Source organism: Streptomyces sp. ICN903, assembly GCF_022015835.1.
GTDB classification, from domain to species: domain Bacteria; phylum Actinomycetota; class Actinomycetes; order Streptomycetales; family Streptomycetaceae; genus Streptomyces; species Streptomyces fenghuangensis.
Map to the genome: position 1 here is coordinate 15,143 of NZ_JAKMAY010000007.1, position 22,122 is coordinate 37,264.

21 protein-coding genes and 2 pseudogenes are annotated in these 22,122 nt (G+C 67.6%); 8 read left to right on the forward strand and 15 right to left on the reverse strand.

Annotation, left to right across the window (positions count from 1 at the left end):
* Positions 1 to 16: 16 nt before the first annotated feature.
* The 4 genes from frr to rpsB form a co-directional block, all read right to left on the reverse strand.
* On the reverse strand, positions 17 to 574 hold the full coding sequence (gene frr / locus L7D48_RS01575; RefSeq protein WP_237876588.1) for a ribosome recycling factor: 558 nt from the start codon (positions 572 to 574) through the stop codon (positions 17 to 19).
* 172 nt (positions 575 to 746) lie between these two features.
* A complete protein-coding gene (pyrH, locus tag L7D48_RS01580; protein ID WP_093850753.1) occupies positions 747 to 1,517 on the reverse strand; it encodes a UMP kinase in 771 nt (256 codons plus the stop codon).
* A gap of 181 nt (positions 1,518 to 1,698) precedes the next feature.
* The gene (gene tsf, locus L7D48_RS01585; protein ID WP_237876593.1) at positions 1,699 to 2,535 is read right to left on the reverse strand and encodes a translation elongation factor Ts; all 837 of its coding nucleotides are present in this window, start codon (positions 2,533 to 2,535) and stop codon (positions 1,699 to 1,701) included.
* A gap of 115 nt (positions 2,536 to 2,650) precedes the next feature.
* Complete coding sequence (gene rpsB / locus L7D48_RS01590; protein ID WP_237876599.1) at positions 2,651 to 3,535, reverse strand: 30S ribosomal protein S2; 885 nt, start codon at positions 3,533 to 3,535, stop codon at positions 2,651 to 2,653.
* A 352-nt stretch (positions 3,536 to 3,887) separates the two neighbouring features.
* Between rpsB and L7D48_RS29515 the strand changes: the two genes are divergently transcribed.
* A complete protein-coding gene (locus tag L7D48_RS29515) occupies positions 3,888 to 4,721 on the forward strand; it encodes a murein hydrolase activator EnvC (protein WP_374490611.1) in 834 nt (277 codons plus the stop codon).
* Here L7D48_RS29515 and L7D48_RS01600 read toward each other — a convergent pair.
* From L7D48_RS01600 to L7D48_RS01615, 4 genes and pseudogenes are all read right to left on the reverse strand, one after another.
* Entirely contained in the window at positions 4,675 to 5,232 is a 558-nt protein-coding gene (locus tag L7D48_RS01600; RefSeq protein WP_237876667.1) for a TetR/AcrR family transcriptional regulator, read from the reverse strand. The two genes, L7D48_RS29515 and L7D48_RS01600, sit on opposite strands and share 47 nt — an antisense overlap.
* Positions 5,233 to 5,286: 54 nt before the next feature.
* Positions 5,287 to 6,129, reverse strand: a complete 843-nt coding sequence (gene whiG, locus L7D48_RS01605) for an RNA polymerase sigma factor WhiG (protein ID WP_237876604.1) — start codon at positions 6,127 to 6,129, stop codon at positions 5,287 to 5,289.
* A 269-nt stretch (positions 6,130 to 6,398) separates the two neighbouring features.
* Positions 6,399 to 7,529 carry a DNA-processing protein DprA gene (gene dprA, locus L7D48_RS01610; RefSeq protein WP_237876610.1) on the reverse strand — a complete coding sequence of 377 codons (1,131 nt, stop codon included), beginning with the start codon at positions 7,527 to 7,529 and terminating at the stop codon, positions 6,399 to 6,401.
* Positions 7,526 to 8,167 (reverse strand): annotated as a pseudogene (locus L7D48_RS01615) (ATP-binding protein); the annotation flags it as partial. The gene dprA and the pseudogene L7D48_RS01615, both read right to left, overlap by 4 nt.
* A gap of 60 nt (positions 8,168 to 8,227) precedes the next feature.
* Between L7D48_RS01615 and L7D48_RS01620 the strand changes: the two are divergent.
* The gene (locus L7D48_RS01620) at positions 8,228 to 9,865 is read left to right on the forward strand and encodes a recombinase family protein (protein WP_237876614.1); all 1,638 of its coding nucleotides are present in this window, start codon (positions 8,228 to 8,230) and stop codon (positions 9,863 to 9,865) included.
* A gap of 22 nt (positions 9,866 to 9,887) precedes the next feature.
* Here L7D48_RS01620 and L7D48_RS01625 read toward each other — a convergent pair whose 3' ends face one another.
* A complete protein-coding gene (locus tag L7D48_RS01625; protein WP_237876619.1) occupies positions 9,888 to 10,130 on the reverse strand; it encodes a winged helix-turn-helix domain-containing protein in 243 nt (80 codons plus the stop codon).
* 1,367 nt (positions 10,131 to 11,497) lie between these two features.
* On the opposite strand from L7D48_RS01625, the gene L7D48_RS01630 reads away from it, so the two are divergent.
* Both L7D48_RS01630 and L7D48_RS01635 read left to right on the forward strand, forming a co-directional pair.
* The gene (locus L7D48_RS01630) at positions 11,498 to 11,680 is read left to right on the forward strand and encodes an AlpA family transcriptional regulator (protein ID WP_237876624.1); all 183 of its coding nucleotides are present in this window, start codon (positions 11,498 to 11,500) and stop codon (positions 11,678 to 11,680) included.
* A 183-nt stretch (positions 11,681 to 11,863) separates the two neighbouring features.
* Entirely contained in the window at positions 11,864 to 13,009 is a 1,146-nt protein-coding gene (locus tag L7D48_RS01635; RefSeq protein ID WP_237876629.1) for a hypothetical protein, read from the forward strand.
* A 577-nt stretch (positions 13,010 to 13,586) separates the two neighbouring features.
* Here the strand turns inward: L7D48_RS01635 and L7D48_RS01640 are convergent.
* Positions 13,587 to 13,793, reverse strand: a complete 207-nt coding sequence (locus L7D48_RS01640) for a hypothetical protein (RefSeq protein ID WP_237876633.1) — start codon at positions 13,791 to 13,793, stop codon at positions 13,587 to 13,589.
* Between the two features lie 332 nt (positions 13,794 to 14,125).
* Between L7D48_RS01640 and L7D48_RS01645 the strand changes: the two genes are divergently transcribed.
* The 4 genes from L7D48_RS01645 (at position 14,126) to L7D48_RS01660 (ending at position 16,680) form a co-directional block, all read left to right on the forward strand.
* Entirely contained in the window at positions 14,126 to 14,350 is a 225-nt protein-coding gene (locus L7D48_RS01645) for a hypothetical protein (RefSeq protein ID WP_237876639.1), read from the forward strand.
* Positions 14,347 to 14,802, forward strand: coding sequence for a hypothetical protein (locus tag L7D48_RS01650; RefSeq protein ID WP_237876644.1), 456 nt, complete (start codon positions 14,347 to 14,349; stop codon positions 14,800 to 14,802). The genes L7D48_RS01645 and L7D48_RS01650 overlap by 4 nt, the downstream gene beginning before the upstream one ends.
* A gap of 542 nt (positions 14,803 to 15,344) precedes the next feature.
* Entirely contained in the window at positions 15,345 to 15,821 is a 477-nt protein-coding gene (locus L7D48_RS01655) for a hypothetical protein (protein ID WP_237876648.1), read from the forward strand.
* A gap of 154 nt (positions 15,822 to 15,975) precedes the next feature.
* Positions 15,976 to 16,680: a hypothetical protein gene (locus L7D48_RS01660; RefSeq protein ID WP_237876651.1), complete on the forward strand. Its 705-nt coding sequence runs from the start codon at positions 15,976 to 15,978 to the stop codon at positions 16,678 to 16,680.
* 57 nt (positions 16,681 to 16,737) lie between these two features.
* Here L7D48_RS01660 and L7D48_RS01665 read toward each other — a convergent pair whose 3' ends face one another.
* The 5 genes and pseudogenes from L7D48_RS01665 to L7D48_RS01685 all read right to left on the reverse strand — a co-directional run bounded on the left by L7D48_RS01665 (position 16,738) and on the right by L7D48_RS01685 (position 22,120).
* Positions 16,738 to 17,415 carry an excalibur calcium-binding domain-containing protein gene (locus L7D48_RS01665; protein WP_237876652.1) on the reverse strand — a complete coding sequence of 226 codons (678 nt, stop codon included), beginning with the start codon at positions 17,413 to 17,415 and terminating at the stop codon, positions 16,738 to 16,740.
* A gap of 562 nt (positions 17,416 to 17,977) precedes the next feature.
* A complete protein-coding gene (locus L7D48_RS01670; protein WP_237876654.1) occupies positions 17,978 to 19,771 on the reverse strand; it encodes a pentapeptide repeat-containing protein in 1,794 nt (597 codons plus the stop codon).
* A gap of 470 nt (positions 19,772 to 20,241) precedes the next feature.
* Positions 20,242 to 21,228 (reverse strand): annotated as a pseudogene (locus tag L7D48_RS01675) (YifB family Mg chelatase-like AAA ATPase); the annotation flags it as partial.
* A 1-nt stretch (position 21,229) separates the two neighbouring features.
* Positions 21,230 to 21,604, reverse strand: a complete 375-nt coding sequence (locus L7D48_RS01680) for a YraN family protein (RefSeq protein ID WP_237876656.1) — start codon at positions 21,602 to 21,604, stop codon at positions 21,230 to 21,232.
* Between the two features lie 192 nt (positions 21,605 to 21,796).
* Positions 21,797 to 22,120 (reverse strand): DUF2469 domain-containing protein, encoded by a 324-nt coding sequence (locus L7D48_RS01685; protein WP_237876658.1) that lies wholly within the window; start codon positions 22,118 to 22,120, stop codon positions 21,797 to 21,799.
* Between the last annotated feature and the right edge of the window lie 2 nt (positions 22,121 to 22,122).

The following is a 22,122-nucleotide window of genomic DNA, read 5'->3' on the forward strand; positions in this document are numbered from 1 at the left end:
TCGCAGCCTCGAAACCTCAGACCTCGAGAAGCTCGGCTTCCTTGTGCTTGAGCAGTTCGTCCACCTGCGTGACGTACTTGGAGGTGGTGTCGTCGAGCTCCTTCTCCGCGCGGCGGCCCTCGTCCTCACCGATGTCGCCGTCCTTGACGGCCTTGTCGATGGCCTCCTTGGCCTTGCGGCGGACGCTGCGGATGGAGATCTTGGCGTCCTCGGCCTTGCCCTTGGCGACCTTGATGTACTCCCGGCGGCGCTGCTCGGTCAGCTCCGGGAAGACGACGCGGATGATGTTGCCGTCGTTGGAGGGGTTGACGCCGAGGTCGGAGTCACGGATGGCCTGTTCGATGTTGCGCAGCGCGCTCTTGTCGAACGGGGTGATCACGGCCATGCGCGGCTCGGGCACCGAGAACGACGCGAGCTGGTTGATCGGGGTCATCGCACCGTAGTACTCGGCCACGATCTTGTTGAACATCGCCGGGTGCGCACGGCCGGTGCGGATCGCGGCGAAGTCCTCCTTGGCGACGACGACCGCCTTCTCCATCTTCTCCTCGGCCTCGAGGAGGGTCTCTTCGATCACCACGTGCTCCTGGTTCGATGAATTGAGCCGGAAAGCCCTGATTCCTGCACGGTGTCCGACCGGCAGGCTGTTGTCCATCCCCGTAGCGTGCCCATCGTGCGGCACGGGGTTGCCGTACGGTGCCGTGTGCGGCGACTCCCGTACGGACGTCGTTTCGCCTCCGCCGCGGGCGTCAGGCCCGGGAGCCCTGGTCGCTCACCAGCGTGCCGATCTTCTCACCCCGGACCGCCCTGGCGATATTCCCCTCGGCCAGCAACTCGAAGACGAGGATCGGAAGCTTGTTGTCGCGGCAGAGGGTGATGGCGGTGGCGTCGGCCACCCTCAGCTCGCGGGCGATGACCTCGCCGTACTCCAGGGCGTCGAACTTCACCGCGTCGGGGTTGGTCGCCGGGTCGGAGTCGTAGACGCCGTCCACGCCGTTCTTGCCCATCAGGAGCGCCTCGGCGTCGATCTCCAGGGCGCGCTGGGCGGCGGTGGTGTCGGTGGAGAAGTACGGCATGCCCATGCCGGCACCGAAGATGACCACGCGCCCCTTCTCCAGGTGCCGCACCGCCCTCAGCGGGATGTACGGTTCGGCGACCTGCCCCATGGTGATGGCGGTCTGCACGCGGGAGTCGATGCCCTCCTTCTCCAGGAAGTCCTGGAGGGCGAGGCAGTTCATGACCGTGCCGAGCATGCCCATGTAGTCGGACCGGGCCCGGTCCATGCCGCGCTGCTGGAGCTCGGCACCGCGGAAGAAGTTGCCGCCGCCGATGACGACGGCGATCTCGGCGCCGTCACGGACCACGGCTGCGATCTCGCGGGCGACCTTGTGCACGACGTCGGGGTCGACTCCGAGTCCTCCACCGCCGGCGAACGCCTCGCCGGAGAGCTTCAGCAGGAAGCGGCGGCGGTCGTGGTCCTTGTCGGAGGCTTTGCCTCCGGGGTCGTTGCCCTGTTTCATGCGGATCTCCTCGTGCACACGCGTGAGGAGGCCATTGCCGGTGGTTCCTCTCGGTCCCCGAAAGCGGCAATGGCCTCCTCGTCACAACTGCGGTCGTCCGGTCCGTACACGCCTGCACTCAGTGCGTCACGCACCGGGACGGGCCCCGTAACCCGACCCTAACCGGGAGCGGGCCTACGGATCAGGCGCCGACGCGGAAGCGGGCGAAGCGCTTCAGCGTGACACCGGCCTCGCCCAGGATCTTCTGGACGGACTTCTTGTTGTCCTTGGCGAAGGGCTGGTCCAGGAGGCAGTTCTCCTTGAAGAAGCCGTTCACCCGGCCCTCGACGATCTTGGGCAGGGCCTGCTCGGGCTTGCCCTCCTCGCGCGCGGTGGCCTCGGCGACGCGGCGCTCGTTCGCGACGGTCTCCTCCGGCACGTCCTCGCGGGAGAGGAACTTCGGCGCGAACGCGGCGATGTGCTGCGCGACGTCCTTGGCGACCTCGGCGTTCTCCTGCTCCAGCTCGACCAGGACGCCGACCTGCGGGGGCAGGTCCGGGCTGGTGCGGTGCATGTAGGCGGCCACGTAGCCACCGGAGAACTGCGCGAAGCGGTCCAGGACGATCTTCTCGCCGAGGGTGGCGTTGGCCTCGTCCACGTACACCTGAACGCTCTTGCCGGGCTCGATCTCGGAGGCGAGCAGCGCCTCGATGTCGGCCGGGGAGGTGGCGGCGACGTGGGCGGCGATGGCGTCGGCGACGGCGAGGAACTTGTCGCCCTTGGCGACGAAGTCGGTCTCGCACTTGAGCTCGACCAGCACACCGGACTTCTTGTCGTCGGCGATCAGGGAGACGACGGCGCCGTTCTCGGCGGTGCGGGACTCGCGCTTGGCGACGCCCTTCTGGCCCTTGACGCGGAGGATCTCGACGGCCTTGTCGACGTTGCCCTCGGCCTCGTCCAGCGCCTTCTTGCAGTCCATCATGCCGGCGCCGGTGAGCTCGCGGAGCTTCTTGACGTCAGCGGCGGTGTAGTTCGCCATGGTCGGTGAATCTCTTCTCGAAAGGTCGATGAGGATGGATCGATCTACGGGACGGGCATGCGGCCGGGGGCGGCGCTCATGGCACTGCCCCCGGCCGTACCACCTGCGGCGTCGGTCAGGCCTGCTCGGCCGGCTTCTCGCCCTCGGCGGGGGCGGCCTGCTCCTCGGCGGCCGGAGTCTCGGCGGCGGCCGGGGCCTCGCCCTCCTTGGACTCGGCGGCCTTCTGGGCGTCGCCCTCGAGCAGCTCGCGCTCCCACTCGGCGAGCGGCTCGCCCGCGGCCTTCTCGCCCTTGCCCTCGCCGGCGGCGCCGGAGCGGGCGATGAGGCCCTCGGCGACGGCGTCGGCGATCACGCGGGTGAGCAGGGTGACGGAGCGGATCGCGTCGTCGTTGCCCGGGATCTTGTAGTCGACCTCGTCCGGGTCGCAGTTGGTGTCGAGGATCGCGACGACCGGGATGTTGAGCTTGCGCGCCTCACCGACGGCGATGTGCTCCTTCTTGGTGTCCACGATCCAGACGGCGCTGGGCACCTTCTGCATGTCGCGGATACCGCCCAGGGTCTTCTCCAGCTTGGCCTTCTCGCGGGAGAGGACCAGGAGCTCCTTCTTGGTGAGGCCGGAGGCGGCCACATCCTCGAAGTCGATCTGCTCGAGCTCCTTCAGGCGCTGCAGGCGCTTGTGGACGGTCGAGAAGTTGGTCAGCATGCCGCCGAGCCAGCGCTGGTTGACGTAGGGCATGCCCACGCGCGTGGCCTGCTCGGCGATGGCCTCCTGGGCCTGCTTCTTGGTGCCGACGAACATGATGGAGCCGCCGTGGGCGACGGTCTCCTTGACGAACTCGTAGGCGCGGTCGATGTACGACAGCGACTGGAGCAGGTCGATGATGTAGATGCCGTTGCGCTCGGTGAAGATGAAGCGCTTCATCTTCGGGTTCCAGCGGCGGGTCTGGTGCCCGAAGTGGACGCCGCTCTCCAGCAGCTCCCGCATCGTGACGACGGCCATGGCCGTATCTCCTTGGATCACTCGGTTGTACACGGCGGCCGGACGGCCGCCGCTCCTGACGCCCCGATGCGCCTGCCTGCGAAGTCGACGGCCCGGGGGCCGTCTTCGAGGACCGAGGTGCGCTGCCGCCTGTGGAGGTCGGCGGGGCGTGCGATGTCGATCCGGTGACCCGGATCGCACCAGAAGTGTACGGGACCGGGGAAGCGACGGGCGACACGCATGGGGGCGGGTGCCGCCGCGGCGGGAGCTGCCGTCCCCGGACCGGGTGACGTGGTTGTCCACAACCGGCCGGTGTTCCACAGCCCTCGCCCGGGGCCGCCTCCGTCCCGTGCTTTCGCGCCACGCTGTGCTCATGGGACGCCGACTCCGCGCCGCGCTGCCGCGCCGCACGCCCTTCCGTATGCCGCTCCGCCTGCCTCTTCTCCTGTCTCTCTGCCTGCTGCTGCCGCTCCTCACCGCGGGGGCGGCCGCGGCCCGCGCCGCTCCCGGGGACGGCCCGTCCGGCTCCGGTCGGGTCAGACCGGTGCCGGGGGCGGTCGGACGCGGCTGGGAGCCGCCGCCCGAACGGTGGTCGGCCGGCCACCGCGGTGTGGACCTGGCGGCCCGCCCCGGGGAGCCGGTGCGCGCGGTGGCCGCGGGCCGGGTCTCGTTCGCGGGGGAGGTCGCCGGACGCGGGGTGGTCTCGGTCGAACTCGCGGGCACGGGCTCCCCTCCGCTGCGCACCACGTACGAGCCGGTCGGCGCACGGGTGCGCGAGGGCGACCGGGTCGCGGCGGGGGATGTGGTGGGAGTGCTGGAGACGGACGGCTTCCACTGCCCGGTGGGATGTCTGCACTGGGGGCTGCGCCGCGGTGACGCCTACCTGGATCCGCTCTCCCTGCTCGACCGCGGCCCCTCCCGGCTCCTTCCGGTACTGGGGGTTCCGCTTCCAGGGGAAACGGAGAGCGGACGGGGCGATGCGATGCGGACGGCGGCCTCCCAGGGCTCCTCGTCCGCCGGTTCGCCCGGGGCGGGGACGGCGCTGACCCTGGTGGTGGCCGCGTTCTGGGCCCGGCACCGCCACATCCGGCTTCGCACGGAAACCCTCCCGGGCGGAACGAGGCGTCCGGCGACCGGGCGGGGCGGGCGGAGGAAAGGGCTCAGCCCGCGACTCCGTGGAGCGCCATCGACACGGCGGCCTGCGTGATCCGGTCCGGGTCCTCGGCGGCGCCCAGCTCGATACGGCGGACCGCGGCGTCCACGACGCCCTGCAGCAGGGTGGCCGTCAGCCGCGGCTCGTCGTGACCGAGGGCCGCGAGGGCGTCCACCACCATGGTGATCAGTCCGCCGTGGGCCGCGCGGATCTTCTCCCGGGCGCCGGGGTCCAGTTCGCCGGCCGAGATGGCCACGACGGCCCGGTGGCGCCGGTCGCCGGCCAGTGCGAGCTGCCGCCGCACATAGGCCTCCACCTTCGCCTGGGGGGTGTCGGCCCGCTCCATCGCGTCCTCCACCTCCGCTGCCCAGACGGGGAAGTCGACGGCGCACAGCTCCTCGACGACGGCGGCGCGGGAACGGAAGTACTCGTAGACGGAGGAGCGCGCCAGTCCCGTGCGGGCCGCCAGCGCGGGGAAGGTCAGCGCCTCGGTGCCGCCCTCGGAGAGCAGGGATCGTGCTGCCTCCAGAAGGGCGTCGCGCTGCATCGTCCGGTGCTCGGCCACGGAGGCCGCTCGAATCCTGGGCACGGGTCCCACTGTAGGGAGGACGGTGCCGGTTCAGCGACCGACATCGGCAAGCTTGGCCCGAAGCTGCAGTACGGACTTGGTGTGGATCTGGCTGACCCGGCTCTCCGTGACTCCGAGCACCTGCCCGATCTCGGCGAGGGTGAGCCCTTCGTAGTAGTAGAGGGTCACCACGGTCTTCTCGCGTTCGGGCAGGGTGTTGACCGCCCGGGCCAGCAACTGCCGCAGCTCGCGGTCCTCGGCGATCTCGACGGGGTTGTCGGCGGCCGTGTCCTCCAGGGTGTCCATGAGGCTCAGCCGGTCGCCGCCCTCCGCACCGCTGTGGAGCACCTCCTCCAGGGCGACCACGTTGGCCAGCGGCAGCCGGCTGAAGATCCCGTGGAGTTCCTCCAGCGGGATCCCCATCTCGTCCGCGATCTCGGCCTCGGACGGCGTACGCCGCAGCGTCGCCTCCAGCGCGGCATGGGCGCGCTCGAACGCGCGGGCCTTCTGCCGCACCGAGCGGGGGATCCAGTCGAGCGCCCGCAGTTCGTCGATCATGGCCCCGCGGATGCGGGTGATGGCGTAGGTCTCGAACTTGACCGAGCGGCTCGGGTCGAACTTCTCGATGGCGTCGATCAGTCCGAAGACCCCTGAGGAGACGAAGTCGGCCTGCTCCACGTTGGCGGGCAGGCCGACACTGACGCGCCCGGCCACGTACTTGACCAGGGGCGAGTAGTGGAGGATCAGCTGTTCCCGCAGCCGCTCGTCGCCCGTGCACTTGTACGACCGCCACAGTTCGTCGAGCGATCTGGGCGGGGCAGGGCGTGCAGCGCCGTCGGCTGCAGTCGGTTCTGCCGTGGCCGTGCGGTCGGGCCCGGGGATGTGATGGGGCATGCGTCGTCTTGAGCCGTTCTGCCGTGATCTGTGCGCTGACGCCGGTGAGGGGCGTACGAGGAGGCCGGGAACCTTGGGAGCGTAGCGTGACTGCGGCGTCGCTCAGTGCGAGTGGCGGCGGGCAGGGCATGCGCAGATACGTTCCGCTGCCCGCACCCCGGAGTTACCCCGGTGGCCGGAGCGGCGCGGCCGGGCCATGCGGAATGAAGCCTTCAGCGATCATGTCTCTCACCCTTTCACTCGATCGCCCCAGGTCAAGGACCGCCTCGTCACCTGTTGGTGTGTTGGTTGGCCGATCTGGCCAACTGCCAGTGATCACCGATGCGTTCGAGGAACCCGAGCGACCGCAGTTCCTGAAGGCGGACGAGCGCGCGGTCCTCCGCGAGAGCGGCGGCGCGCGCCACCGCCTCGATGCCGAGCGCACCCCGGGCGGGCAGCGCCTCCAGAACGCGCGCCGCCTCCGGGGACAGCAGGTCGCGCGGCACCATGGGCCCGCGCCGTTCGGGGGCCAGTTCGCCGATCGCGCCGACCAGCTCGACGATTTCGGCTGCGTCGGTGACGACGATGCCCTCACCTCGCAGGAGCTGGTGGACGCCCGCCGACAGTCCGCTGGTCACCGGACCGGGCACGCCCATGGTGAGCCTGCCCAGTCCGAGGGCCCGCCGCGCGGTGACCAGCGAGCCGCTGCGCAGTTCCGCCTCCACCACCACGGTGCCGCGGGTGAGGGCCGCGATCACGCGGTTGCGCAGGACGAAACGGCTGCGGGTGGGGTGGTCGCCGGGCGGCAGTTCGGCGACCAGCAGTCCCTGTTCCCCGATGCGCCGGATCAGCTCGCCGTTGCCCGGCGGGTAGGCCACGTCCACTCCGCAGGCCAGGACGGCGACGGTCGCTCCCCCCACCGCCAGAGCCCCGCTGTGCGCGGCGCCGTCCACTCCGTACGCCGCGCCGGAGACCACCGTCCAGCCGCGGGAGGCCAGACTGGAGCCGAGCGTCGCGGCCATGTGGGCACCGTAGTCCGTGCATGCCCGGGAGCCGACGACGGCGACCGAACGCAACGCCCACATCCGCAGCGAGGCCCTGCCGCGCACCCACAGGCCCACGGGACGCCCGTCGCCCAGGTCGTCCAGCTGGCTCGGCCACTCGGTGTCATCGGGGCACACGAAGCGCCCGCCCAGTGCGCCGATCGCGGCGAGGTCGGCCTCGGGGTCGAGCCCTCGCGCGCGCTGCCGCAGCCCGGCCCAGCGGGTCCGGGACGCGCCGGGCAGCGGGGAGTCGGATCCGAACGCCTTGAGTGTCCCCACCGCCCCGTACCGGTCGAGCCACCGGTTCATCGTCTCGTCCCCGGGCTCCCCGATCCTGGTGAGCGCCGCCCGGGCCACGCGCTCCTCGCGGCCGGTCACGCCCGGCCTCCGGCGAGTGCCGTGCCGCGCCGTACCCCGGTGCGCAGCTCCAGCGCGCCGTCCACGTCCTCGGCGGTGGGCCGGTCACGGCCGGAGAGGTCGGCCAGAGTCCAGGCGACCCGCAGGACGCGGTCCAGACCCCGTGCGGTGAGCAGGCCGCGTTCCATGTCCTCCTCGGCCCGGCCGAGCGCTCCCGGGCTCCCGGGCCATCTGGTCCGCAGTTCGTGGCCGGGGACCTCGCTGTTGGTGTGCCAGGGCGTGCCGTCGTAGCGGGCGGCGGCGCGCTCACGTGCGGCGAGCACGCGGGCGGCCACGGTCTCGGTGGACTCCGGCCGGGTGCCGGGGGCCGTCAGCTCGGAGCGGGTGACGGGCTCGACGGTGACCCGGAGGTCGACGCGGTCCAGCAGGGGTCCCGAGAGCCGTGCCCGGTAGCGTCTGACCGACGAGGGCCTGCACTCGCAGCCGCCGCCCCGGGAGCCGTGTCTGCCGCAGGGGCACGGGTTGGCGGCGAGGGCGAGCAGGAAGCGGGCGGGCATGCGCATCATGCCCTGGGCCCGGGCCACGACGACCTGCCCGGACTCCAGCGGCTGGCGCAGTGCGTCGAGCACCCGCGCGCTGCACTCCGCCGCTTCATCGAGTGAGACGGACTTACTCCACCTGTCCGTATGCTTGACCTGCACTTCAGGAGTGATCAACGCATGGCAAGAGTCTTGGGAGTCCTCCGCCTGTCGAGGGCATCCGACGAGAGTACGTCCGTCGTCCGGCAGCGCGAGACCATCGAGCGATGGGCGAACAGCAAGGGACACGTCATCGTCGGGTGGGTCGAGGACGTCGACGTATCCGGCGGCATCGAGCCGTGGAAGCGCCCGGCCTTCGGCGAGTGGCTCCCGTCCACCATCGGTAAGAGCGTGAGCGAGGCAGAGGAACGCCTCGCGTGGGAGGCTTCCCGAGCCTCCGAGTACGACATCCTCTGCGCATGGAAGCTCGACCGGCTCTCGCGTCGAGTGATCCACATCAGCCAGCTTGCCGAGTGGTGCGAGAAGCACGGCAAGCAGATCGCAACCGTCGAGGGGGACATCGACCTCACGTCTCCGATGGGGCGCCTCCTCTTCCAGCTCATCGCCTCCCTCGCGGAGGGGGAACTCGAAGCGATCAAAGCTCGGGCCAAGTCCTCGTACGTCCACCTCATGAAGGAGGGGCGCTGGCGAGGAGGCTTCGTGCCCTACGGCTACCGGCCGGAGAAGCAGGAAGCCGGCGAGGGCTGGCGCCTGGTCCCGGATGACTACGGCCTCGGCACGGCCGAGATTCTCCGGGACATCGTCCGGCGCACCATCGAGGGCGAGTCGACCACCAGCCTGTGCCGCTGGCTCAACGACAAGGGAATACCTACTTCCCTGGACGCTCAGCGCATCCGCAACGGCCAGGAGCCTAAAGGCGCTAAGTGGCGCGTAGGCAACCTCTTGAAGATGCTCCGCTCCCACACTCTCCTCGGCCACGCCGAGATGACCGAGGAAGTGACCGGCTCAGACGGCCGGAAGGTCAAGCGCACCCGTCTCGTACGGGATGCGGACGGCCTCCCACTTCAGCGGGCCGAGCCTTTGATCTCCCAGGAGCAGTGGGAGCAGCTTCAAGCGAAGCTTGACGAGAACAAAGCCCCGAAGGCAGGCAACCGCTACGACAGGAGCCCCCTCCTTCGAGTGGCGTTCTGCACGTGCGGCAAGCCGCTGTACCGCAACATGGGGCGTACTCGCTACTACTACCGCTGCGCGGCGTACACCGAGAGCGGAAAGCTCTGCTCTGAGAACAAGGCCATAGACGCCGAACTCTTGGAGGACACCATCGAAGACGCTTTCCTCCGGGCAGTCGGGCACGCCGAGATCGTGCGTCGAGTCTTCAAGCCAGGGACGGACTACTCGGCGGACATCGAGGCCGTGACCCGCGCTCTCGCCGAGCTGCGCGAGGACCGCGAAGCAGGGCTCTACTCCTCGGAGGCAGGCAAGAAGGAGTACCGGGAGGCGTACCTCCGGATGGAAGCGAAGCGCGAGGCGCTCCTCGCACTGCCTTCCGAACCGGACAGGTGGGAGGAGACTCCCACGGGGGAGACGTACCGCGAGCGATGGGCGCAGCTCACCTCGTCGGCGGATAGGAACAAGCAACTCCGCGAGGCAGGCGTGAAGGCGATCGTTCACGCCGAGGAACTCCCGAAGGCACTCCCCTTGGCGGAGGTCGGCGAGACCGAAGGCACGGTCCGCCACACGCTTGGAAGAGTCGAACTCCTACTCCCGCGGAACCTCTACGACCGAGTGCGCGGCTTCGCCGCTGAGCACACCGCCTGAGTTCCCCTCGGCCCTGGCCCCGTCAGTCGCTCCCGGCTGGCGGGGCTTCCTCATGCTCCGGCACGAAGGTGCCGAGGTGGGGCAGCGTCTCGACCAACCCGCGCTCGCGCAGCTCCCGCACGGCACGACGGACGGTACCGGCGCTCACCTGGTAGACCTCGGCCAACTCCAGCTCGCCCGGCAGCTTCCCTCCAGGTGGGATCTTCCCTGACTTGATCTGTTCTTCGAGGTCAGAAGCGATCCGGCGGTAGGCGTACTCGACCATGCTCTGAAACTACGTGCGCACCGTGCAGCATGCGCGTCGACCAGCACATTGTGCGGACTGTGCACAGCGTGCACATAGGCGTACTCTCAGACGCGAAGCGACCCCCGGACGGAGTCAGCCGCCCGAGGGTCTACGCCGCATCGACTGCAAGGAGTCGAGGACGTTGCTCAGGACTGTACTGCGCGCACCTTGCCGAGGGACCGACAGGCACCGAGCTAAGGAGCGTGCTGCATGAGCGAGGCCGAGGGCACGCCCCTGCTGACCATCCGAGTCAGCCGTGACGGTGGGAAGACCTACGAGACAACAGCCGTAGTCCACTCGGGCGACAAGCTCTCCCCTCTCGAAGTGAGCACCTGGCCACCCTGTCGATGCCCTCTCCATCGAACCGAGCGGGAACGCGAGGAGGCGAAGGCTGCTGAGATGCTCGCCGCAGTGAGAGCCCGCAACCGGTGGAGTCGCACCCGCCCCGCCTGACCCTGCATGACGAGAGCCCCTGCCCTCAGCTTCGAGGTGCGGGGGCTCTATCGTGTCCGGCTCTCACTCGGGAGGCGAGAGCGGTCGGCCTTCGATCGCCGCCCGCACCCGCTCAGGAATCAGGTTCTCCGAGCCGTGGACCTCACCTCATGCGATGCTCCGGCCGAGGAGCGACTCCACAGGAGGTGGCTCCTCACTCACCGTGCCGCCGGGCATCGTCACCCCCGAAGGCCGCACCTACGTCTTGCAGGTCGCCCGTGTCCGTACATGCCCGGCAGGCCGGGGAGGCGACAGATGCGTGACCGAGGTCGTGATGTGCATCTCAACCTCGGTAAGCCCCACAAAAAACCAAGATCGACTCCCGTATGCATAAGTGGAGGCCCAACGGCGGAGCAGTGGCAGACATCACGCAAGGCTGTCTATATAAAAAGCAAGATCAACTGCATCCTTACTTATAGAGAGGCTGTCCCTCAGACGGCTTGGCAGGCTGGCGCCCCTTCGGGCGCCCCTGAACGTAGCCACGCTGACGGTCAGATCGGACAGTCTCCATGCGAGCCGAAGGCTCGCCCTTGCTCCTCCCAGCCTGAGCAGGTTCTGACCTCCTTCCCTGCTCAGCTCTCCTCGCGTCGAGCCTCGGTTCCCTCCTGTCCCGAGCCGCTCCGCAACCTCGCCAGTCCCGACCTGCTGCGCTTCCTCCTGGCACCCGGCAGGTCGGGACTGGCTACTTCCGAGAGCTTCCGTGTGCCCCTGAACATGTCGGCGCACGGAGGGACTCCAGTCCAGTCGAGTCCCTGGGGCGCACCACCTGATCTTTGCGAGTCAAGGACAGGTGATGCGCCTCCCCCTTTTACGTACTCACTCACGGCGTCGCAGCCGTAGAAAGGAGCTGGCCCGTGCAGCTTGAAGCAGGAACGTACATCGGCACACGCGAAGCAGCGGCGATCCTCGGAGTCAGTCCAGCGCTCCTCCGTCTCTGGCGGAGCGAGGGCCGAGGCCCCGAGTCCGTCAAGCTCGGCGGAACAGTCGTCTACCGCGAGGAGATGGTCAAGGCGTACGCGAAGCGACGTCACGACTGAGTCTTTCCCTACCTCCCCTGAGCTGCTCAGCGGCTCTCTGGCAGCCTCTCTCCCGCGCCCTGACCTTTCTGGTCACGGGCGCTTTTCCATGCCGCCATACAGGCGCACACCGTCTCTGAGCAGGCGCAACCCCACAGCCGGCCGAACCGGCGAACCACTCAACCGAACCAAGGAGGTTCCCCCGTGGCTACCGCTACGAAGAAGACCAACCCCACCTCTCTCGCCGAGCAGATCAGAGCGAAGGAGTCGGAGACTCTCGCCAGCATCAACGCCGCACGTGAAGCGGCAGAGCAGGCCGAGGAGCGTGCCGAGGAGACGCAGACCGAGGCTCACCAGGCCGAAGCGAAGGCCGACAACCTGCGTGCTGCGTTCGGCCGAGGAGAGGCCGAGGCCAGTGCTGAGGAGTTCGCCGCCGCGCTGGCCAACGTCGAGCGCACTTCCCTGCTGGCCGAGGGTACGAAGCGGAAGGCCGACCAGTTGAAGAGGGCCGTCCCTCACGTTGGTAAGCGACTGGCCGAGGTGGTAGCCCCGATCGTCGGCCGGACCCTTCCGGGCGTCCCTGTTGTTGCCACCTTCACCAAGCCCGACGCCCCGTCGAGTGTCGAAGGACTGCCGCTCCTCGCCGTTGTCGAGCAGGTGTGCACCGCCAACAAGAGCGGTGCCCTCTCCGGCACCGTCGAGCTGCACTACTTCCGCACAGCCGTCCACGTGCAGCCCGACCCCCGCAACGTCGAGACCGCCTTCATGGAGCAGGGCTTCGGACTCCGCTCCATCACCGGCCTGGGTCACCGGAGCATCGGCGATGTCCGCGTGGATATCCTCCGGCTGGACGTCGCGTACGCCTACGAAGCGGCACCGGTCATCGCTGCCAGAGTGGACGAGAAGGCAGCCGAATTCATCGCCCGCGGAGTGGCCTCCACGTTCATCATGAACGCCCCGATCCCCGCCGCCGCCGATGCGATGATCCAGCGCAGTGACGACGGCCGAGAGCTGTACGGCAAGGGCCTGGCCGTCCGCATCCTCGGTGGACGGGTCGAGAAGGTCCCTGCCGCCTCTGACGGCGTCCGCCGTCATGTGGTCGACGTGGCGTTCGAGTGGCGCTTCACTCGTATCGGCAACGTCGGCCGGCTCAACCACTCGGACATCACCAAGACCCTCCAGGCTGTCGAGGAGAGTTACGCCGGGCAGCTCATCCCGAACGCTGGCGTGATCGAGAAGGTCGAGCGCTTCGTGCCCGAGGCGGACGACAAGGCCACTCAGACCCGAGCCCACACCGAGGGCGTCACGGCGCACGGCTTCCGCTTCGTCGTCGCCTCTCGGGAGCAGTGAGCGAGCAGCGCCAGGGGCGCCCTTCGGGGCGCCTCTGCTCGGACCCGGACTGCACTCAGCCATCCGAGACACGCGACCTCTGCGGCCGCCACTACCAACGCTGGCGGCGTACGGGAGGCACGTCTCTCCGCATCGGTCAGGAAGTCCGTGAGCAGCTCGCCCCATGCGCGCAGTGCGGCGGTGAGATCGTCCCCGCCTCGCAGCGGCAAGCGCCCCGGTACTGCTCGACCGCCTGCTACAACCGCTCGGCCTACCTGAGACGCCGAGCACGTATGACAGCTCTCCACCGCCGGTCCAACGGCTACGCCTGAGTGTTGAACGTCGCCCCCGAGCGCTCTGCCTCGGGAGCGGCGTTGGGCTGCTCAGCCCTTGTCCAACGGACCAAGGAGGTCAAGTGAACATGTCCAACATCCTTGCCGCCGCCTCGCTCGGCGCGATCAACGGAGGTGCCCTGCTCGCCCTGCTCGCGTTGTACGCCGCTCCCCCCACGTCCAACAGAAGGCGCAACCGCTACCGCAACGCGCACGGGCAGCGCGCGGCTGTTGAACGGTACGTGAGCGACCTCCGCCGCCGACGATCACCAGGGGACGTGATCCCACGTCACCTTGATGGAGTACGCATCCCGCTGCATGAGTTGGTAGAAGTCATAACCCTGATCGATGTCGTTGAAGTCCCTGACGTGCTCCTCGCCGGTGTCGATGCTCTTCCACGTCACCCTGTACGTGATCGGGACTCCGTCGATCTCCCACCTGCCGGTCGTGGCGTTCCACTTCTTCTCACCCATCAGTCCCCCTCGGCTGGTCGACGGATCGAGTAATAGGGCCGTCTTCCGCTCAACAGTAGGGTCCTCCGGGCGTCGTAGTCCGGCCAGTGCCATGGAGTTGACGTCGGACGCTCCGACCAGGTAAGAACTCTCTTCCGCCTCTCCGAGGCGCACCGTAGCTCCCACCGTTCAGCGGCGGTCGAGCTGGCCAGCAGGTAGCAGGCCGGGACTCCGAGGGACTCCCAGAGACGCCGAGGGCTCTCGAAGCGCAGGACGGTACTGCGCGACTTCCACTCGCCACGCCGAGACGTAGCCACGCGCTGCCTTCGGCTCTCCAAAGGAGGTCGCCCACCGTGCACGACAACAACCCCGCATCCCTCCCCCTGTGGCTCGCACAGCGCATCATCGGCGCCGAGGCCATCGGCTCCGTGCGCGACATCCTCACCGGCACCGAGGTCGACCCCGAGGATGTCGAGACCCCGATACGTCGAGCCCTGGCCGAGTACATGAGCAACCCCGAGGGGGCTGCCGAGGTCATCGACTTCCTGCGCGCAGTCGGCATCGAGGTGAGCGCATGACGTACGGCATCGAGCAGCCCTTCACACAGCTCTACCAAGAGGCGTTTGTGTCCCGTGCACTCGACCCTGAGCTGAAGCTGCCGAAGTGGCAGCGCCTCGCCTTCCTGGCGCTGGGGCGCCATGAGCGCAACGGACACGCAGTGTTCGAACCAGGCGAGCTGGCCAGGTACCTGGGAACTTCCGACTCGGAGACCGGCGAGGTCATCCCTGCGAGCGCAAAGGTCGTAGACAACGCCATCCGGGATGCGATCAAGAACGACATGCTCGACCCGTCCTCGGTCGCCGGTTGCCTGATCCCTCCGATCGACATGGTCCGGGCAAACAGCGGTGCCGGTCACTACAAGACGGAGTACAAGCCGTGCCCGGTGCATGACGTCGTCAGCAAGGCAGCGAAGCGCGCCCGGAAGGCATCCGTCGTTGCGGCTCGTAGGAGGCGGAGCGGCGCAGCGTAGGAGGTCGCGAGTCCACGGAATACGTGGACTCGTTCCACGGAATTCGTGGACTGCGATGCTCAGAGTCCTTGCGCCCCAAGGGGTGCGGAAGCCAACTCTTCTCCCTCTGGTAAGCGTGCAAGCCCTGAGCGTCAAGCAGGCAGGCGGTTGCAAGGCTCGGGCCACCCCGTACCGGGGCCCCGGCCCTCACATGCCACAAGACCGTTGAGGCAACGGCAGGTAAGTGCCAAGCCTGGAAGCGGAAGACGGCCCCGAAGGGGCCACAGTCCACAGCCGGCCAACAGCTCACCCGATGGGCGCCGAAGGCGCCCCTGTCCTCTGCTGGCTTCTCCTCTGCGGGGCGCTCCCGCGCCCCCTTGTCTCTTCCGCCGTCGACTTCCTACCTGGCTCCTCGCCGGATCTGCCGTCGCGCGGGAGCCAAGCTCCCGGCTCCTCGCAGAGCCAACCACTTCTCACCGCTGGCTCAGTCGGGCGGTGGCGTCTGCGCGCCCCGGTAGGGGCGCCAGCACTCAGTCACTCTCACTGCTCAGGAGGCATCTTCCTTGTCCGTTGTGCTCGCGCACCATCACCTGTCCGCTCGACGCCTCGGCATCGACTTCTGCGACGCCCTCTCTCTGTGGCTGATCGACCGAGACGTACGGCTCATCGAGTCCGAGGCCGAGCGTCTGCCGGACGCCGACCGGCGGACAGTGACCGTCAAGGTTCATGCGGACTGTTCGTCCGCCGACCTTCGCGAGGCTCTCACCTCTCTTCCGCTCCCTTTCGTCGGCAGGGTCGTCCACAAACTCGGCACCGTCACTCACGTCACGGTCGAGCGACTGTGGACGGTCACAGACGGGAGCGGACTCATCGCCCGCTTCGAACTGTCCGGCGGTCCCGAGACAGAGCGAGGCGAGGGACAGGCCGACCGAGGCACGCGGGCGATGTGCCGACCGAAGGTGCGCACCACGCCCGTCCGTCATCGCCCGCTCTTTGCTGGGCTCGACTGCCTCGGGACTGAGCTGGACACCGCAGCCTGACAGGTTGACCGGCTCGGGCCAGCACCCTCTGAGCTGGCCTGTAGCGCACCGAGAGGCCGCGGAAGCCTCACCCATCACCCAAGTCCTGCGGGGCGCCCTGCGTCCCCTCTGCGTCTTCTGACGCACCCCTCACACGAAGGAGATCAAACAGACCGTGAGCACGAACGAAAAGCGCACCTGCGAGACCTGCCCTACCGTCCTGCCTCCTCGATCAGAAGGAGCCCGAGGACCAGCCCCGAGGTTCTGCGAGGGCTGCAAGCGCGAGCGGCACAACGAGCGAAGCAGGACGCGGTATCTCCGCAAGGGCTACCCGAAGACTCGACCGGGATCGCACAAGCACAAGCCGGGCGACGCCTTCGGGAGCCTGACGCTCGTTGAGCGCCTCGGTAAGCGCAACGGCTCTCAGTGGGTCACGGCCGAGTGCGACTGCGGAAGCGCGCGGGAGTACGCCCTTCAAAACCTACTCAACGGCGTCACGGTCGACTGCGCCGACCGCGAGCACCACCCCGATCCGAGAGCCGGCCGTTTCCAGGGGGACGAAGCGGCGTACTCCACCGTCCATCACTGGGTGGCCAAGGAGAAGGGCAGGGCGAAGGATCACCCCTGCCTCTTCTGCGGTGCTCCGGCCGCGCACTGGGCCTACATGCATGGTGCTCAGGATCAGCGGCTCGGCGCCGAAGGCACCCGTGAGGAAGGTATGCCGTACGCGGTCGACGTCGAGCAGTACGAGCCCATGTGTCGCCCCTGCCACCGGAGGTGGGACAACGCTCGGGCAAGCCTCCCTGCTCACTGCCTCTCGCTCGCTCACGTGGCGTTCTTCCTGGCAACTCACGAAGCCGCGGGGGCCGAGACTGCATAAACAGCTATCCGCTCGCCGAAGCCTCGCCCATCGGCGAGCGGGACTCAGTAGATGCGGTCACCCCCACTCACACCCGATTCCATCACCATCGGCGTCAAGGTGTGAGCCGTAGCCGGGCTCCCCTTCACGTATAGGAGTCGAGCCAGCAGCCCGAGCCTCAGCACAGTTGTCGAACTCCTCCCTAGACTTGCCTCCTGGGCTCAAATCCACCTCGATGGAGTGTGTACCTTCAACAACCTCGGGTCGCCCCTTCAGCTTGAGCGAGTACCGGAACTCGTCCGTCCCTCTGAAGCCTTCCCTTGGCGTATACGTGGCAGTGCCATCAGCCGTATTGAGCTTGACGGAACCATGCCTAGGTTTCGAGAGCAGCTTTATTTCTACGTCCGTCGGTGTGAGACCTTCGTCGTCGTCCAAGTCGTCAAGGGCAGAGCTATTCAAATCCTCGGCAACGACGTACCTCAAGAGCTTGAGCTTCTCTGACTTCTCCATATCGACCCACAGCAACGTCCGGCCGCTGGGAGAGTCATCACCGAGTCGCCACTCCGGCGGCTCGGCTGGCTTAGCGGCCGCAGTAGCAGTCGTCGACTTTTCTGCCTTGCGCTGCTCAGAGCTATATTCGTTAAGGTCGCAGTATGCGAAAACCACCGAACCGATGAGAACAAGACTGAGGCAACCGGCGCAGCCGCCTCCATCACTCTTGGCCATGCCGAGAGCCCCCACTCCGTAGAGATCCACCCCAGGTAACGGCAGGATCGTACACCCTTGCGACCGACGAGAATTCGGCAACCTCGGCTCCGACCTGCTGCTCAACTAGGCGCACCATCTCAGGGCGATCTGATCGACCCTGAAACCGTGGCAGCCAGCCTCCTGCTATCACCAGGCGATCGGGAAGCCCGCACCGAAGGGGTCACCCCCCACCCCCTTCCGTCACCCAAACGAGTGAAGAAGTTCGTCCTCTTGGACGAGAAGCGCGCAGCGAAGTGAGACTTGCGCGCATGCCGCAAAGACCAGAACGCGAAGCGTCCGAAGCCAGGAGCAACGAGGCCGGCGGGCGACTCACACGGGAGATCGTAGACGGCTCGCCTGCTCTGGTGAGCAGGAACGGGCCGGTGACTGCGGTTTGGCGAGAGGTTGAGTGGTCGAAGGAGAAGCGGGTTCGCTTTGCACGGCTCATCCTCAAGATGACCGAGGCAGAAGAAGACGAGGGCGAGGAAGGTAAGCGGGCGACGTGAGGATGACGCCCACTTATCTATAGCCAACGGCCGCAGTCGGATCGTGCGACTGTGGCCGTTACTCGTCATCGTTTGACTCGGCCGCGGACAGCCAAGATAGCCAGACCTAGGAGCACCGGCTCAGTGAAGCGAGAAGCCATCTCCGTATAGGTGCCGGCCGTGGTCAGGTCTTGTCCGGAAGAACGGAATACGACCGAGTTGATTACCACTCTCAGGGACTTCTCGAATCGCTCGGTCGATAGGCGCTCGCTCCACGGCCCAGTGGGATTAACCGGATCGGGCGTGTCCGTGGTCATCGTGATGTTGCGGCCGTTGAGCGTTCCGGTGCTGATCGGCTTCGAGGAGTCCTGCGGCAAACCCCACAGCATCATCGCTAGCACGGTGGCGGTCATAGCCGCGAGCAACCAACCCACGGCGCGGGAAGCGCGCAGCCCGTAGCCGGACAGCGCCCAGTAGGCCGTGAGCAGGGCACGCTCAGCCCACGGGATGTCGTCGGCGTGACGGCGCATCTCCATCTCGCCGTAGTAGAAATCAGCAGCCCCAGGCTCGTGCTTGCTGTCTTCAAAGCTCTTGCGCAACTGCCGATACACAGGCGCCAGCGCAGCGGGCTCCAACGCCTCCTCCTCCTCCGGCGCAGGCGTCCAGCCGTCTGCGGAGCGGGTGGCACGCCAGTGATGCTCCTCGGCCAGCGTCCGGCGCGGCGTCCAACGCACTGGCCGCACACCACGCCACCGCAGCCCAGAAGGTGCAACAGCCAGGGTGTAGCGCCCTTCCAGCCGTAGCTGGTCGAGGTGGATGGTTCCGGCAAACCGGCAGTCAGCGAGGTCGATGTCGGTGAGCACCAAGTGGGCTGCGTCCACCCCTCGCAGCGACATAACCCGCACTCGGGGGTCCACAAATCCCGGTTCTGCTATGTCTCCAGCGTCTCCGATGAAAGGCCGAGAGCGGGCCGAGATGCTTACCGGGTACTCCACAACAGCATCACTCAGGTCTACAGCGGAATATCGCAGCCGCAAGGCAGCTGTGGAAAACCATCGCGTTCTTCTACAGAGCAGGCCCGCCGATACCGCTTCAATAGTTACGGCGGCACCGAATACCGCCTCTGAAAAGTTCAGCGTCCCCGCGCATACCAGCGGACCCAACGCTCCCGCACTTTCAAATTTTGCCCGCTTGAACGTAACACTACTATCGAACCTTGCCTCGCCAAAAATAATTTCATCACTGAACGTCGCGCCCCCGAACATGGAATAACCAGCGATCACCACACCATCGAAACGAGCAGGACCATCGAACCTCGCCCCGACAAACATGGCGTCGTTACCGATTTCCGCCCCTGAGAACCAAGCGTCGCTACCAAACTTGACTCCACTGAACATGGCAGCATCTTCAATATTTACATCAAGAAACCAGGCAGGGCCATCGAACACCGCATCAACGAACCGGGCTCCGGCACAAAACTTCGCCTTCTCGAATCGAGCTTCACCACCGAACGTGACGTCACTAAATCGACCCTCCCCTTCGAATCTCGAATAGTCGAATTGGGCATCTCGTTCGAACATCGCCTCGTTAAATACGGCATCGCGAGAGAACTTTGCATCGAAGAATTGAATTTTGCCGCTGAATCTAGCCCTGCTGAACCAGGCGTCACCATTAAAAACCACCCCGTTAAATTGAGCGTCATCATCGAAAAAGGCCTCAGCGAACCAAGCCTTTCCCAACACCGGCTGCTCTGCGGCAGGCCCTGCAAGCGCGGCGAGCAGTTCGCGCAGTAGTCCCGAAGTGAAGGGAGTGCCGCGATGATCGACGTCAGCGCCAGGGGTCAAAGTTCCAAGGTAAATAGCACGGTCAGTTTCACCCATATGCGCCAGACAGGTGCTGTGCCCGAGGACACGGACACCACGGCATCCAACACGGTCGGTCCTGGAGTCGGGACTGTGGCTGCCGCAGTGCGGCCAGTCCGGCGGGGTTCGAAACGGATCGAGGTCTGTGGAGGTCATGCCTCAGAGACGCCCAAACGTGTCCGGGTAGTTTCCGCCCCCTGGAGCCTCATCAGGTGACCAGTCACGACCGTCCGACGGGTGTCGCCGCCTCATCGCACGACCCTGCATCGCATACCGTTACTGCGGCCAACCGCCAGCACTGCTCGAACCCCGCGCCCTCCTACCGTTACACGGCCATAGACGGGACCGTGAGAGCCGGTCTCGCCCTGGGCGCCAAGGGCCGTACGCGGCGGGTCGCTGGGCCGCTGTGTGCCCTTCTAGACCGGCCAGAGCCCCGACTGCCTGCAACTCCCCTGCTGATGCTGTACTCTCGCCCGGCGTAAGTCTGCCTCCTTCGCCTCGTCCAGGAAGAGCACACCGTGGTGGGCGAGGGAGACGGCCCCGGGTCTGGGCAGACCGCTGCCGCCGCCCACCAGGGAGGCGGTGGTGGCCGAGTGGTGCGGGGCGCAGTAGGGGGGTCGCTCGACCAGCGGCTGGCCGGGCGGCAGCGCCCCGGCGACGGAGTGGACGGCCGTGACCTCCAGTGCCTCCTTCGGGGTGAGCGGCGGCAGCAGTCCGGGGAGCCGTTCGGCGAGCATGGTCTTGCCCGCGCCCGGCGGTCCCTTGAAGAAGATGTGGTGGCGCCCCGCCGCGGCCACCTCCAGGGCCCTGCGGGCGGCTTTCTGCCCGGCGACCTCGGCGAGGTCCACCCGTCGTTCGCCACCCAGTCCCGCGATCCCTCCCCCGGCGCCGGGCACGGTGAGACCGGCGAGCATGGTGGCGTCGGTGCCGTGCCCGTCCGGGCACTCCTCCTCGGGTACGGGCTCGTCGGTGAGGACGGCGACGAGCTGGCGCAGGGAGCGGACGCCGAGGACGGAGACGCCGGGGACCAGGGCGGCCTCGGACGCGGTCTGCTCGGCGACGACGACCTGGCGGTATCCGGCGTCCGCGGCGGCCAGGACCGCCGGCAGGACGCCGCGGACGGGCCGGACGCGCCCGTCCAGGCCCAGCTCGCCGATCATCACGAGTCCGGTGAGTTCGCGGGGGTCGATCCGCTCGGCGGCTCCGAGCACCGCACAGGCGACCGCGAGGTCGAACCCACTGCCGCTCTTGGGCACCGAGGCGGGACTGAGCCCGACGGTGAGTTTCTTCTGGGGCCAGTCGACACCGGAGTTGACGACCGCGGCCCTGACCCGGTCGCGGCTCTCCACCAGGCTCTTGTCGGGCAGGCCGACGAGGGTGAAGGTGGCCAGCCCCGGTTCGAGGTCGGCCTGGACCTCGACGACCACGCCCTCGACGCCCACGAGGGCGACCGAGCAGGTGCGGGCGAAGCCCATGTCAGGCCACCCCCCTGACGTGCTGCACCCGGGGGGCGCCGCGCTCGGGCAGGACGACGCCGACGAGGTCGATGCGCACGCCTCCGGTCGGCGGGCGGCCGTAGCGGGCGATCCAGCGTTCGCTGAGCCACTGGGAGGCGAGTCTGCGCAGCCGCTCGGCCTTGCGCGGGGTCACGGCCGACATCGGGTGCCCGTACGGGCCGGCCCGGCGCGTCTTGACCTCGCAGACGACGAGTGCGTCGGCGTCCCGGGCGACGATGTCGATCTCGCCGTCGCGGCAGCGCCAGTTCCGTTCGAGGACGGCCATGCCCGTCTCGCGCAGCCGGCGGGCGGCAAGGTCCTCGCCGTAGCGCCCGAGTGCGTTCCTGCTGTTCATCGGTACCACCTCCGGCGCCGACTGTGGCGGCTGGGGAGGCGATTTGGGTGATCATGGTCCGATCCGGTGGACTACCGGCCGGTTGTGGATATCTCGCTCACCCGTACGAGGTACCCCGTAGTCGCGGCGTTGACGGGAACGACGGAACGACGGGAACGGCAGGAGCGACAGAAACGGTGGCCGGCTCCGGGCTCACCTCTTGAAGCCGGAGTCCTCGGGCAGGTCCAGGTCGCTCTTGTTCAGCTCCTCGATGTTCACGTCCTTGAAGGTGAGCACCCTCACCTGTTTGACGAAGCGGGCCGGCCGGTACATGTCCCACACCCAGGCGTCGGCCATCGAGACTTCGAAGAAGACCTCACCCTGAACCGAGTGCACCTGCATCTCGTAGTCGTTGGTGAGGTAGAAACGGCGTTCGGTCTCGATCACGTACCTGAACAAGCCGACGACGTCCCGGTACTCCCGGTAGAGCTTCAGCTCCATCTCGGTCTCGTATTTCTCGAGGTCCTCGGCGCTCATGG